Here is a 14,788-nt window from a genome sequence, read left to right as displayed (position 1 = left end):
TCCTACCGAACGATCATGCAACTACGCTATACCACGCTGCTATTCATCATTACGTTGCCAGCCCTCGCGCAAACCAACCTTACCGGCCGTGTAACCGACCGGCAAGTCCAGGGAATACCCCTGGCGAATGTAATCCTGGCCGGTACCTACGATGGCGCCACCACCGACAACGAAGGCGCCTTCAGCTTCGAGACGTTCGAAACGGGCTCGCAAAAGCTGATCATAAAATTCGTAGGATATAAAGATTTCGAGCAAGATGTCGTGCTGGCAGGGAAGACCCTGGTCGTACACGCCGCCCTCGAAGAAACGATCAACGAGCTGGACGCCGTCGAGATCACGGCCGGCTCGTTCATGGCCAGCGACGAGTCACGCCGCACGGTACTCAAGGCGATCGATATCGCGACCACGGCAGGCGCGACAGCCGACATTGCCGGTACCCTGAATACATTGCCCGGCACACAAAAAGTCGCCGAGAGCGGCCGCCTGTTTGTACGCGGCGGCGATGGCAACGAAACCAAAACGTTCATCGACGGCATGTTGGTGTTGGATGCTTACGGACCGGCCGCACCCAACACACCGTCCCGTGGCCGGTTTCTGCCATTCATGTTTAAGGGCACCAGCTTTAGCACCGGCGGTTATTCTGCCGAGTACGGCCAGGCGTTGTCGTCGGCGCTGGTGCTGGACTCGCGCGACAAAGCCGGGATGACGCGTACAGACATCGGGTTGTTATCGGTAGGGGGCGACGTGGCGCACACGCAAGCCTGGAAACGTGGTTCGGTAGCCGGCAAGTTGCAATACACCAACATCCGTCCCTACTTCGGTTTAATAAACCAGGAAATCGATTGGCGTACACCGCCTGCTTCCTGGGAGGGTGTCGGCGCCTTTCGCCACGAAGTAGGCAAGACCGGCCTGGTAAAAGTATATGGCAACATGAGCCGTACCGACTTTTCGTTGTACGAGCACGCGATCGACAACCCTGCCAGCCGGGTTGCCTATGCCCTGCAAAATGATTACCGCTATATCAACGGCTTCTACAAAGATGTGTTGAGCGAGCGCTGGACGGTACGCGGTGGCGCGGCCTATACCTACCAGCAAAACGATTCCCACGCCGGCACCACGGCAACGCTGGAAACAGAAAAAGGTATTCATGCCAAGACCGTATTCGAAGGCTCGCTCACCGACAAAGTAGAGCTGAAGACGGGTGCAGAAGTACTGCAACGCCGCTACAGCCAGGATATTTACACAGACGGCATGCCCGCCGCCATCCGGGCATTTGACGAGACGTGCATCGCCGTGTTCACCGAAGCCGACGTGTACACCAGCAACCGGTTTGTCACGCGTGCCGGGGCGCGGGGTGAGTATAATACATTAACGGGTAGTGCTTCCGTGGACCCGCGCGTGTCCATGGCCTACAAGACGGGCAACGTCGGACAGGTATCACTGGCCTATGGCATCTTCCGGCAAACGGCTAACAATACCTGGGTACGTCTGAACGCCAACCTGGAGGCCGAGAAGGCCGAGCACTACATCCTGAACTACCAACGCGTCACGGGTGGGCGAACCTTTCGCGTGGAAACATACTACAAGCGCTACCGGGACCTTGTAAAATATACCGGCACACCCTCACCAGCACAAATAAACAATACCGGTCGTGGTAACGCGCAGGGGGTAGAGCTTTTCTGGCGCGACAATGAAACGGTGCGTGGAGTGGACTATTGGGTGTCGTATTCTTTCCTCGACACGCGGCGCAACTACCTGAACTACCCGGAGTCAGCCATGCCCGCCTTTGCCTCCCGCCACAATACCTCGCTGGTAGTAAAATATTTCATTGAGTCCCTGAAAAGTCAGGTGGGCACCACCTGGTCCTATACCAGCGGCCGCCCGTACAACAACCCCAACAAGACATCGTTCAACAGCGAACGCACACCATACTATAGCGATCTCAGTGTGAATTGGAGCTACCTGCCCAAGCCCTACCTCATTGTATATTTTTCTTGTACCAACGTGCTGGGCCGCGATAACATCTTTGGCTATACCTATAGTGACACACCCACGGCGGACGGGTTCTACAACAGCCGCCCCGTACGCCAGGCCGCGCCGCGCTTTTTGTTCGTCGGCATCTTCCTGACATTGTCCAAAGACAAATCCGTAAACCAACTGCCAACACTCTGAATAATTTATACACGCTTATAACTCCTAACGACTATGAAACATCTCCATCTTTATCTCATCGCCCTGCTCACCTGGAACATTACAATACCGGCTGTCGCCCAGGGTGACCGCTACACGGCCGCGATGCAGCCGCATATCCATACCGTCTATACAGCCGACACCGTACCGCCGCTGCAAAATGCCGTGAACGCCCTGGAACGGATCGCGACGGCCGAGAAGACTCGCTGGGAACCGTACTACTATACATCCTTTGGCTATGTCATGATGATGAACTACGAAAAGGACAAGCTCCAAAAAGATCGTTACCTCGACCTGGCCTCGAAAGCCCTGGCGCACGCCGGCACGCTGGTACCCCAGGAGTCCGAAGTCGTGGCGCTGGAAGGCTTTATCCTGATGATGCGTGTGAGCATTGACCCGGCCTCGCGCGGGCAACAGTATGCCGGTCAGGCCACGCAGACCCTGGCCCGGGCCGTTGCGTTGAATCCTCAAAATCCACGGGCCCTCGCGTTGTTGGCGCAAATGCAATACGGCATGGCACAGTTCTTCGGATCGTCCACCGCAGAAGCCTGCGCCAACGCGCGGAGCGCTACAGAAAAGTTTGCTACCTTCCAGCCTGCAAATCCGCTGGCGCCACAATGGGGACGGTCTATGGCGGAAAAGTTGCAGAGTACCTGTAAAGAATGATACTGACCAGAAAGATCATATTGCTTGAGTTACGCGACATGGCGATCCTGCTATTGGTGGGATTTGTGATGACGTATACCGGCCTGAGCTGTCGCGCATGCGACATCCAGACAGAGCGGTTCTGGATTATTGCCTCTTTTACGGGCTTTTCGTGGATTCTGCTTTTCAAAGGCAATTCGTATCTGGCCGACGCCGTATCATTCAAGATCTCCTGGCTCGAATATCCCGTACGACGCCTATTGGTCGCCCTACTGGTGACGATTGCCTACACGACACTGGCGATGTATTTATTAAATGTCATCTACCTCCGTACGTTCGATATCAAATTCGGGAACAGCGCCTACTACACCATCGGCATTACACTGGTCATCTCCCTGTTCATGCATGGACGTGCGTTTCTGCTGGGCTGGCGCCAGTCGGCGATCGCTGCGGAGCGGCTGCAGAAAGAGAACATCGCGGCCCGGTATGAGAATCTGAAGAGCCAGGTCAACCCGCATTTCCTGTTCAATACCCTGAACGTACTTTCCAACCTGGTGTACGAAGACCAGGACAAGGCCGTCAAGTTTATCAAACACCTGTCGGAGGTGTATCGTTACGTGCTCGACACGCATAACCAGGAGGTTGTCACGCTGGACGAGGAGGAGAAATTCCTCAATGCCTTCCTGTATTTACAGCAAATGCGGTTTGGCAATAAGCTGGTGGTGGACATTCGTTTGCAGGGCGTCCAGAGTATGGTCCCTCCGTTGGCGATGCAGATGCTCTTCGAAAACGCCATCAAACACAACATCGTGTCCGAAGAAAACCCGCTCACGATACGGGTATATGCACAAGACGCTTACCTGGTGGTGGAAAACAACTTCCAGAAAAAAATGGTCTTGCCGGAAGAATCCACAGGATTGGGCCTGGAAAACATCCGCCGCCGCTATGAGTTCCTCACCAAACTGCCGGTGGAGGTAAGTCAAAACGATAAATTTACTGTAAAGCTCCCCATCATTCCGGTAACGACATGACGGTATTGATCATTGAAGACGAGCCCCAGGCGGCGCAACGACTGGAAAATCTCGTAAAAGGCCTGGAACCCACGGCCGTGGTACTGGACAAGCTCGACACCGTCAAGCGTGCGGTGGCCTGGCTGGAGGAGAATCCGCCACCCGACCTGATCTTTATGGACATCCAACTGGCGGATGGCATCAGCTTTATGATCTTTGACCGGGTGCCGGTCAAGTCGCCGGTGATCTTTACCACGGCGTATGATGCCTACGCGCTAAAGGCCTTTAAGGTCAACAGCATTGACTACATTCTCAAACCCGTGGACAAAGAGGAGCTGGGGGTGGCGCTAACCAAATTCAGAAGCCTGGCCCGAAACGAGCCCGATACACGCCACATGCTCGCGAATATCGAGCAAACCATACAGGGCCTGACCAAAAAGCACAAGACACGGTTTGTGATCAAAGTAGGGGAGCACCTGCGCACGGTGGAAGTGGACACCGTTCTGTATTTCTACAGCCAGGATAAGACCACCTTCTGTTGCACGACCGATAACCGCAGCCACATCCTGGACTACACGTTGGAGCAGGTAGAGGAACTGTTGGATCCCGCGCGTTTCTTTCGCATTAGCCGGAAGTACCTGGTAGCGGCGCCTGCCATTCAAGACATCATCAGCTATACCAACAGCCGACTGCGCCTGGTACTAAAGGCATCGCAGGACAATGACATCATTGTAGCCCGCGAACGGGTTCAAGAATTTAAGGACTGGCTGGACCGGTAGCCCGACAGCAGAACAGAGGCCCGGGAATTAAGCTTTCACGATCAGCAATTTCAGCTCTTCAATGTCTTTTTGCTTGAGGGGCTTGGTGATAAATTGGATCACGTTGTCGTAGGAAAAGGCCTCTTCGCGATCTTTGAGATTGTTAGAGCTCGTAAGAACAACAATTCTGGATTTGGATCGCACGGCCTGCGGAAGCTCGGAAAACGTCTTCAGGAACGCAAAACCATCGGTTTCCGGCATATTGAGGTCGAGGAAGATAATGTCGGGTGCGGTATCTTCCGTGAGACCCCGCAGCCAGTCGAGCGCATCGTCAGCCGACTTGTAGAGCACCAGTTGATTGGAGAAATTGTAAACTTCCAGGAATCTACGTTGGATGAACAGATCAATGTCGCTGTCATCGATCAATACTGTTTTATCAACTAGTCTTGCCATAACATCTTTTTCGAGGGTGCATCACTAAACTTACAAAAAAGTAACCGAAGGCGGAAAAAATCCCCCGAATTTGTAATCAGTCCGTTTTAAAGGATTGAAAAATGTGTTAAACTTGAAACTCTAAAAACCTAAGCTTCTGTGTATGAAATTTAAACGACTGATTTTCTTCTGTTTGAGCGGTGCGTTGGCGGTCACGCTGGCATCGTGTGGTGGTGCTTCCGATAAAAATAAGAATGCTGACGAGTTTACGGCTTCGGAAGATAGCCTGAAAGAGCAAATCGAAGAAGTAGTTTATAACATACCTTCTCCTTCTGAAATTCCCTATCTGCTCCAGACGACCGGTGCAGAATTTAACGAGTCATTGCTGAATCCGCGCACGAAAGTGGACCAGTATGCTGCCCGTACCGACAAAGCAGCCCTCAACCTCGGGGTATATGCAGCCGACATTGGTTACCTCACGTCATACGATAAAACGCAGGAAGCCATTGATTACCTGGGCGCCTGCAAAACACTGGCCGACAACCTGGGCATTATCGGTTCTTTCGATGGCGATATCCTGAAGAAGTTCGAAGCCAACATCTCCAACAAAGATTCCCTGACACACCTGCTGGATAAGTCGATCAAAAAGACAGAGATTTTCCTGAAGGATGACAGCCGTAACAAACTATCATCGCTCATCGTGGCGGGTAGCTTCATCGAAGGCCTGCACATCTCTACCGGCCTGATCAAGACCTATCCACAGAATCTGCTGCCGACCGACCAACGCATCCAGGTACTGACCCCGCTCACCCGCGTGGTACTGGAACAAAAGAAATCGGTTAGCGAGCTGTTGAAGATGCTGCAAACAGTAGAGCAAACAGAGCCCGTAACGACCATGGTAGCCGACCTGACCTCACTCGAAAAAGCCTATGCGGCACTGAACATCGAGGAGAAGATCAAAGAAAACCGCGGCGACCTGATCCTGTCTGACAAGAACCTGGTAGAAATTACCTCGATCGTAGAGAAGCTCAGAAAAGGCGTCACCGAATAAAAGCTTAGCGTACATAGCGTAATGAATACAAAGAGGACTGGCCTACACCAGTCCTCTTCTATTACCAGCACATCTTTGACTATCTTCGTACACCGAACGTAAGCGTATGAGCGAACCTTTACTGAAAGCCATTTTGCGGCTGTTTGCCGTTGTAGCCAAAGAAGATGATGTAACGCACCAGGAGCGGGAGCACATCCGCACATTTGTAGAAGATCACATCAGCCGCGCAGCCGTAGCCCGGTACCTGGCGTTGTTCGACGAATACGTTCAGGCAATGCCGCCTCAAACGGGTGACCTACAGGCTACCCTGCAACGTGTACAAACATTGTGCGCCGAAGTGAGCCCCGAGCTCACCCAAAAACAGAAGGTAGTCATCCTGCTGGAGCTCATCAACATCGTGCAGGCGGATGGCGCCATCTCGGCACGCGAAGAAGAGCTTGTGCAGGCCATCGGTACGGCCTTCAAAGTATCGCCCGCGTCGGTCGATGCTATCAAAACATTTGTGCTGGGCAGCGAATCCCGCCGGCTGGACCACGACCACATCCTGGTAATCGACGCCTCCAGGCAGGGCACGTTTCAACAGGCCCACCACGTATACCGCGCCGCGCTCAACGGGTTCGTGGCCGTGGTACACATCGAGCAAGTCGAAATTTACTTCATACGCTACCTGGGTAACACCGATGTATACCTCAACGGTGTGCCGGTGAAAAGCGGCAAAATCGCCGTACTCGCCGTCGGCAGCATGCTGCGGTGGGAGAAAGATGAGCCGGTATACTATGGCGACCTGCTCAACCGCTTCAAGAAATTCGGTGGCTACCCGCGGCTGTCATTCGAAGGCCGGGGTCTGACCTATAAATTCAAAAACGGTCGTCTGGGCCTGCGGGAAGTAAACGTAACCGAAGAGTCCGGTAACCTCGTAGCCCTGATGGGTGCCAGCGGCGCCGGCAAGTCGACCTTGCTGCACGTGCTCAACGGCTCGGAAAAGCCCTCGGGTGGCCAGGTACTGATCAACGGTATCGACATACACCGGGCACCCCAACAGGTAGAAGGCGTGATCGGCTTTGTGCCGCAAGACGACCTGTTGATCGAAGACCTGACCGTATACCAGAATCTATACTACGCCGCCAAGCTGTGCTTCAGCACAAAACCCGAAGCAGAGATCGATGCGCTTGTGGTGCGCGTACTCGAAGACCTGGGCCTCGAGCAAACCAAAGACCTGAAAGTAGGCTCGCCCTTGCACAAGACCATCAGCGGGGGGCAACGCAAACGCCTGAACATCGGCCTGGAACTGTTGCGTGAGCCGGCCGTACTATTCTGCGACGAGCCTACCAGTGGCCTGTCGTCGCGCGATTCTGAAAACATCATCGACCTGCTCAAAGAGCTTTCGTTCAAAGGCAAGCTCGTATTTGCCGTGATACACCAGCCATCGTCTGACATCTTTAAGATGTTTGACAAACTGCTCATACTCGATTCCGGAGGCTACCAGATCTACTACGGCAACCCGGTCGACGCCGTGGTATATTTCAAACGCAGCATCAGCCTGGTCAACAGTGACGAAGGCGAGTGCCATTCGTGCGGCAACGTAAATCCCGAGCAAATCTTTAACATCATCGAGACAAAAGTCATTAACGAATACGGCCACTTCACAAACGAGCGTAAGATTACCGCCGAGCAGTGGAACACCGTGTTCAGGCAAAACTACCGGCCTTTTGCTGTCGAAACATCCCGCGAGGTACCGCACTCGACGCTGAATATTCCCACGCGCCTCAAACAAACGCACCTGTTCTCGTTGCGCGACCTGCAAGCCAAGCTGCACAACCAGCAATACCTCATCATCAACCTGCTGGAAGCACCGTTGCTGGCGTTCATTCTCGCATTCATTGTACGGTACTACAACCTGGACGATACCTCGCTGGCCGGCTATGTGTTTGGCAAGAACCTGAACATCCCGGCCTACCTCTTCATGAGCGTGATCGTGGCGTTGTTTATGGGACTAACGGTGAGCGCCGAGGAGATCATCCGCGACCGTAAAATTCTGAAGCGCGAAGCATTTCTGCACCTGAGCCGCAGCAGCTACATCCTTTCGAAAATATCGATTCTGTTTATGCTGTCGGCCATTCAGACCTGTATGTTTGTGCTGGTCGGCAATTATATCCTGGAGATCCAGGGCATGTTCCTGAACCACTGGCTGATCCTCTTCACCACGTCCTGCTTCGCCAACCTGTTGGGACTAAACATCTCTTCGGGTTTTAATTCGGCCGTCACGATCTATATACTCATTCCATTGCTGCTTATTCCGCAGTTGATCCTGAGTGGGGTAGTGGTGAAATTCGACAAGCTCAATCCCGCCATTGGCAATACCGCCAGCGTACCGTTTGTGGGCGACCTGATGGCCTCGCGGTGGGCCTTTGAGGCAGCCATGGTCACACAGTTTAAAGATAACCCGTTTGAGAAAGAGTTCTTTCTCTACGACAAAGCCATGGCCGGTGCCGACTACAAGAAGGTATATTACCTGCCGGAGCTCGAAACACGGCTGCAGTATGCGCTCAATAACTTTGAGTCAAAAGACGAAGCCGTACGGGCCCGCCTCACGTCTGACATGGCCCTGATCCGCCACGAGGTCGGTAAAGAATTGGAAGCCGCGGGACAGTCGCTGCGGGCTGCGGATGCACTGGTGTTGGGCAAGTTCGATTCGACAACGTACGCCGAAGTATCGCGCTTCATCGACGCCCGTAAACATTTCTATATAAAGCGCTACAACCTGGCCGACGATAAACGCGAGCAGCTTGTGAAAAGCCTGACCAGCACACCTGAAAAAGATGCTGCGTTCAGTGCCTTCCGCGAAGCCTATCACAACGACGCCATTACCGACCTCGTGAAGAACATCTCGGAAGGTCACCGCATTGTCGCCGTAGACGGTAAGCTTGTGCAGAAGATCTTCCCGATCTACAAAGACCCGGATCCCGAGCATAAGATCGACTTTGATGCACAGTTTTACATGCCGGCCAAACACTTCCTCGGCCGGAACATTGATACCTTATATTTTAATATGGGGGTTATCTGGTCCATGTGCCTGGTACTGGCGCTGACGTTGTACTTCGATGTGCCGCGCCGTGTCATCGAGGGACTGGGCAACCTGTCAAATCCTTTGTACAAAAAACCGTAACATCATCGTAGGTTATGTTCTTCTTTCTGTCCAAGACCCTGAGCTACCTGGTCATGCCGTTGACCATCGTCTTTACCCTGCTGGTACTGGCACTTGTACTGCGCAGTGCCCGGTGGAAAAAGATCTCGTTGTGGACGGGTATCGGGCTGTTATACTTCTTCTGCAACGGCTTCCTGGCCAATGAAGCCATGCAAGCCTGGGAGATCGACACGGTACCCTATGCCGACATGCACCCGCATGAGCTTGGCATTGTACTGACCGGTGCGACCATCCCGTTTCGCACGCCCAACGACCGGGTATATTTTCAGCGCGGCGCCGACCGCGTAACCCATACCGTACAATTGTATAAGCTGGGGTTGATCAAAAAAATCCTGATCAGCGGCGGCAGCGGCATGCTGCTGCGGGAGGAAGAGCCGGAGGCCAATAAGTTTAAAAAGGCGATGATCATGATGGGCGTTGATTCGACCAATATCCTGATTGAGAACGAGACCCGTAACACTGCCGAGTCGGCGCAGGAAGTTGTCAAGCTGCTCGACTCCCTGCACTACCGCCCGGAAGATTGTCTGCTGATCACTTCGGCCTTCCACATGCGTCGCTCGCTGGCATGCTACCGTAAGGTAGGCCTGGCGTTAGAACCGTTCACGACAGACTTTTATTCGCATCCCGAGAAATACTACCTGGACGCATATTTACTGCCCAAGCTCGAAGCACTGGTGATTTGGCAGAAGCTCTTCAAAGAGTGGATGGGGCTCGCGGCGTATAAGGCAGCGGGATATGTATAAAAAAAGGCCGTCCTTCACGAACGGCCCTTTCTCATAGGTAGGTAATACTTTTTATAGTCCGGCAGGAGATACGGGTATTCCCGTCGTTGAGCCGTACGCGCCGAGTTTTGCCGGTGGTATCGTTGAACCAAACTTAGCATTGATTGCATTGATAAAGATATTCGCCGTGTAGGTGTAGCCGGCGCTGTTCGGATGTACACCGTCTTCAGAAAACGCGCCGTAAGGCGGAATAAAATTCGGTGTGATCGATACGTTATTTTCGTACAGCAAGCCCGCTTGCAAAAACGAAGCAAATGAAGCATTGACATCCGCCAGCGCAATACGCGCGCTTTGCGCTGCTACACTCTTTATATAGTTGTTGAACGCCAGGGTGCGTGTACGAACCAGGTCGGCTTCGGTTTTGGTCAATGTATACTGGTCTGCCAGCGGCACCGTTAAGCCAATGATGGTTTGGGCGTTTCCGCCAGTCGGGATGGTACCCAGCACTGAACCCGCCGAAAGCAATATGAGATCTTCGGCAGTGGCTTGACGTGACTGTTCATACGGAGCAAGAGCAGCACGCTGTGCATCGTTTATAGCATTGGCGGCGCGTAGCATATCAAACTCGGGCCCCAGGTCGGGCAAGCTTTCGTCAACGATCACGATGGCATTGCTACCCGCTGCAAAGTTTACCTTCCGTCTGGCAATATCGGCAGGATCATGGCCGAGGTATGCGATGGTCGCATCGAAGGCAGTATGAACCGGCGTAAAACCGGCGTTTAACGCATTTGCCGTAGGGGCGTCCAACGGAATGGCGTTATACTTCACGGTTGTAAAGTGCGGAAGCGTCGTGATATCCGGCACGTTGCCGATTACACCCTTAACATTCTCGCCCGAGGCCAGCAGTTGTGAGATGATATGGCCATAACGCTGTTGAAAATCGGCCTCGCTGACCAGCAGTCCATCATTTGACCCGCCGGAAACAGCATATCCAACCACATCGTTATTGCCACCCCAGAACAGGAAAAACGTAGGCTTTGCGGCGAGTGCGTCACCCAATATGGTAGAAGTTCCAGGATTGCTGGCAAAGCGCTCATACAGCCGATTGTAAGCAGGATTGCCTGTAGCGGGACCGCCCGTCAGGGGTGTTATAAACTGTGCCAGTTGAACACCGGGTACAGCGAAGTTGTTCAGTTTCGATTTATCGCCCGAATAGTTACCCGGTAAATCTGCTGAGTTATAGGGCTCCGGCACACCCGGTGCTCCCGCAGGCGCCGGCGCTGGGGTCCTCGGACCTTTCGTGCCATCAGGATCAAACAAAACCAAACGTCCCAGCGTAATGACATTGGGTATTGAATATGTGGCATTATAGCCATTCTTTGAATTGATATCCGGTTGGTTAAAGGTTTCAGACCCTCCCACGCATTCCAGTTTATCGGCTATGATCGCTCCCAGGGAGCTGTTCTGACCGTCTGTAAACAAGGCTCCCGCCTGGAAGCCGGCCACGAGCGATTCACCAATCGATACAAACTTTGAGAAATCAGCCGTGCCCGGCTGCGCATCTCCACATTCATCAACAGCTTCTTCCGGCTGCTGCAGGTCAATCACTTCCTGATCACAGGCGCTGACCAGGAGCATAAGCGAAAGGGTGTAGCCCAGGTATATAATTTTTTTCATGATCGTCAGAGTTGAAACTTATTTGAAGAATTCATCAAACGTGAGAGAAATATAGTATTGCTGTCCTACGAAAGGACCACCCAGGTTGGTGCGGTAGTCGCCGCCACCGATGTTCGCACCGCCGATTTTCGCAATGGTTTTGATCGCGGTGATCTTATAGCTTATCTGCGCATCGATTACGCCGAACTCGGGCACGTTCCACGAGCCGAAGTCAGATTCCCACAGGAACTCATCCTGCCAGCGGTAGCTTACGTTGAAGCCCAGCGTCTTCGTCAGCTTACGGTTGCCGATGCCGACCGTGAACTTATTCTTCGGCGTGTTGAAGCCCGAACGGAAGTTGGGATCCTGGTCTTTGTCTTCTTCCAGTGTAGCATAGTTGTAGTTACCGGTCAGTTGGTAACCTTTCGGTAAGTTGTACGTTAGACCAACGCCAATGCCAAATGAACTCACGGTAGCCGCCGAGTTAACATACGGCGAGAAAACGGTGCCCGCGGCCACGGTGTCTCCCTGGTGCATGGTCATATGATTGCTGACCACATCCAGTGAGCCGATAAAGTCCTCGTACGCGTTATAATAGGCATTAACATCCACCAGCAAATCTCCGCCGAAGATGCCTTTATACCCTACTTCAAAAGCACGCAGCTGTTCAGGTTGAACATATTTCACGTTGGCAATGGCCAGCCGCGACGCGTCACCCTGTTTAACAGCACCAAGGGTATCTACCCGGCCACCATTTGCTACGAAATCTTCATACGAAGCCCGTGTCCAACCACCGCCATTGTGAATGCCATAACGTTCGGCATTTTTCTTTGCACTGCCCAGCAAAATGTTAGTGCCTGCGGGGAAGTAAATGAACTGCGCTTGCGTATCGGGGTTGCGGAAGCCGGTCTGGAACGATGCACGGATATTGTGGTTTTCGTTCAAGGTATATACCGCCGAGATGCGAGGCGTTACACGACCGTCGAAATTTTGGTTCTTGTCAAAGCGCAGCGAGCCAGTCAGCTTGAGCGCGTCTGCCACGGTCTTGGAGATCTGACCATAGACACCAAACTCATCGATGTTGATGCGTTTGAAGTCCTGACCGTCATCCGGCGCTTCGTTAAAAATCGTCCCGTCGGAGAAGAGGCTATACCGACGAAAATTACCGCCGACTTGAATTTCTGCAAACTTAATGCGGTCGGCAAAGTTATAGTTAAACTCGGCGTGGTACAGGCGCGACTGGTCTTTGAATTTAGCACCCGCCGGGTTGCGCTGGAAGTAGTCGTTGCGGACAGATTCCACAAGATCCTTGTACGCCTGCGAACCTACTGCCGGTCTATTTGCATCGGCTTGTGAGCGCGCCCAGGCGTGTGCAGCCGAGGGATTACCGCCGGGTACACCGTTGTTTATGAAGCGGTAGCCCTGCAAGGCCTGGAAGTATTCTCCCGCATAAAGGGGTGCCCATTGTGTAGCGGTCGGGCTGATGCGTTCATTTAAGAGGCCGCCGAGCGCCGCCATATTGTAGGAGTCGCCGGCATCAGTTTGCGTCATATAGCCGCGCACAAAGAAATTCTGGCCCCGCAATTCAACTTTGTGAAACTGCTGTGTGAAGTCACGTAGCGCATATTTCTGCGACCCCTGATATACCGAGCTACCACCGCCAAAGCGGTAATTGTATAAGGCTTCGATCTTGTCTGTGATACGATAGTGCAGGGCTACGTCGCCTTTGATACTTTTTGCATCATAGTTATCGACAATATCCTCTTCTTTCCAACCCGTGCGGCGGACGTCCAGCGGACCTCCCTGATACCCAGCCGGAAATGAGGATGCAGGGATGGGAATCACCGCTTCGTCACCATACGTATTCACACCGTTGAAGTTCGACTGACCGCTCAGGTCTACGGCAGACTCCGGGCGATTAACATCTGTCTTATAGTCGTTACTGTGCCAATCTTCCGCATTCATCATGGAGAAGTTGACCTTAAAGGCAAACTTGTTATTGAATGCCTTGGCGTAGCGAATGCCGAAATTGGTCATCGGGTATGACTTACCTTGTGCGTCCGACCGGGTTATACCACCCTTGAACTGGGCACTGAGGCCCTGGTATTCAAACGGGCTTTTGCTCTTCATCAGCAGGATACCGTTAAAGGCGTTGGGGCCATAGAGCGCCGACGCCGCACCCGGCACCAGCTCCATGCTTTCCGCATCGAGCTCGCCGATACCTGCAATGTTACCCGTCGGGAAGTTCAGCAGGGGAGCTTGTGTATCCATACCATCCACCAATTGTACAAAGCGTACGTTGGCAATGGTTGCAAAGCCCCGTGTGTTAACCTGGGGGAAGTTGAGACTGCTCGACGTAAACTGCACACCCTTCACGTTGGCTAATGCATCGTAGAAGTCGGGCGCGGGCGCCTGTTGAATCGCGAGAAGATCCACTTTCTCGATCGTCACTGGCGAGCGCATAATACTTTCCTCCACACGCGAAGCCGAGATCACGACTTCCTGGCCGAGTATTGTCTGCTCTTCCAGTTTAACATCCAAACCTGTAGTGTTGGCGTTGGAGACGGCTACTTCCACCGACTGGTAACCCACAAAGGAGAGGACCAGGGTTAGTGGCGGTGCATCATTGGCCTTCAGGGAGAACTCGCCCCCTGCATCCGAAATGGTACCGATAACCCGTCCTTTGACGAGAATGTTGACCCCTGCCAGGGGTTCGCCAGTGGCAGCATCCGTAACTTTTCCGGAAATAGCGGTTTGAGCGTGAACGGAGGCCGACAACAGCGCCATCAGCACAATCGCTAACGAAGCTTTGTAGATTTTTTTCATGGGTTCAATACGGAAATGGTTAAATGAAAGGGGCCTTATCGGAGCCCGATTTGTTATGCATACCGAGCTTTCTTATGGAAAAATACAAAAAATATCAAAATAACAAACGTTTGAGAAGGCCGTTTAAATAATATGAAATCGTTACCAGCAGACTTCATCTATACCGGATTTTTTAGGGGATAGGGTATATTTGACGCCATGGACTGGGGTCAGATTACCAAAAGGGTGTTGGAATGGCATAAAAAAGCAGGTACTTGTAAAAATACCTGCTGAATTCGACATATCGTGGTTTC

10 protein-coding genes are annotated in these 14,788 nt (G+C 52.8%); 7 read left to right on the top strand and 3 right to left on the bottom strand.

Features of this window, described 5'->3' with window-relative positions:
• Positions 1-15 precede the first annotated feature (15 nt).
• The 4 genes from KK062_RS14120 to KK062_RS14105 are packed head-to-tail and all read left to right on the top strand — an operon-like array spanning position 16 to position 4,624.
• Positions 16-2,172 (top strand): TonB-dependent receptor, encoded by a 2,157-nt coding sequence (locus KK062_RS14120; protein ID WP_254084951.1) that lies wholly within the window; start codon positions 16-18, stop codon positions 2,170-2,172.
• Positions 2,173-2,205: 33 nt separating this feature from the next.
• Complete coding sequence (locus KK062_RS14115; RefSeq protein WP_254084950.1) at positions 2,206-2,856, top strand: tetratricopeptide repeat protein; 651 nt, start codon at positions 2,206-2,208, stop codon at positions 2,854-2,856.
• Positions 2,853-3,866, top strand: coding sequence for a sensor histidine kinase (locus KK062_RS14110; RefSeq protein ID WP_254084949.1), 1,014 nt, complete (start codon positions 2,853-2,855; stop codon positions 3,864-3,866). Before KK062_RS14115 ends, KK062_RS14110 begins: the two co-directional genes overlap by 4 nt.
• A complete protein-coding gene (locus KK062_RS14105) occupies positions 3,863-4,624 on the top strand; it encodes a LytR/AlgR family response regulator transcription factor (protein ID WP_254084948.1) in 762 nt (253 codons plus the stop codon). Before KK062_RS14110 ends, KK062_RS14105 begins: the two co-directional genes overlap by 4 nt.
• 27 nt (positions 4,625-4,651) lie before the next feature.
• Here KK062_RS14105 and KK062_RS14100 read toward each other — a convergent pair whose 3' ends face one another.
• Positions 4,652-5,056, bottom strand: a complete 405-nt coding sequence (locus tag KK062_RS14100; RefSeq protein WP_254084947.1) for a response regulator — start codon at positions 5,054-5,056, stop codon at positions 4,652-4,654.
• Between the two features lie 142 nt (positions 5,057-5,198).
• On the opposite strand from KK062_RS14100, the gene KK062_RS14095 reads away from it, so the two are divergent.
• The 3 genes from KK062_RS14095 to KK062_RS14085 all read left to right on the top strand — a co-directional run bounded on the left by KK062_RS14095 (position 5,199) and on the right by KK062_RS14085 (position 10,034).
• Positions 5,199-6,086 (top strand): hypothetical protein, encoded by an 888-nt coding sequence (locus tag KK062_RS14095; RefSeq protein WP_254084946.1) that lies wholly within the window; start codon positions 5,199-5,201, stop codon positions 6,084-6,086.
• A 106-nt stretch (positions 6,087-6,192) separates the two neighbouring features.
• Positions 6,193-9,252: an ATP-binding cassette domain-containing protein gene (locus KK062_RS14090; protein ID WP_254084945.1), complete on the top strand. Its 3,060-nt coding sequence runs from the start codon at positions 6,193-6,195 to the stop codon at positions 9,250-9,252.
• Between the two features lie 14 nt (positions 9,253-9,266).
• Entirely contained in the window at positions 9,267-10,034 is a 768-nt protein-coding gene (locus KK062_RS14085; protein WP_254084944.1) for a YdcF family protein, read from the top strand.
• 51 nt (positions 10,035-10,085) lie between these two features.
• Here the strand turns inward: KK062_RS14085 and KK062_RS14080 are convergent, their stop codons facing one another.
• The gene (locus tag KK062_RS14080) at positions 10,086-11,690 is read right to left on the bottom strand and encodes an SGNH/GDSL hydrolase family protein (protein WP_254084943.1); all 1,605 of its coding nucleotides are present in this window, start codon (positions 11,688-11,690) and stop codon (positions 10,086-10,088) included.
• Positions 11,691-11,708: 18 nt separating this feature from the next.
• The gene (locus KK062_RS14075; RefSeq protein ID WP_254084942.1) at positions 11,709-14,495 is read right to left on the bottom strand and encodes a TonB-dependent receptor; all 2,787 of its coding nucleotides are present in this window, start codon (positions 14,493-14,495) and stop codon (positions 11,709-11,711) included.
• Positions 14,496-14,788: the final 293 nt, after the last annotated feature.

This window comes from Dawidia cretensis (assembly GCF_018598175.1).
In the GTDB taxonomy this organism is placed as follows: domain Bacteria; phylum Bacteroidota; class Bacteroidia; order Cytophagales; family Cyclobacteriaceae; genus Ohtaekwangia; species Ohtaekwangia cretensis.
The sequence above is the reverse complement of the archived record's forward strand: the minus strand, read 5'-3'. Positions and strand labels throughout refer to the sequence as shown.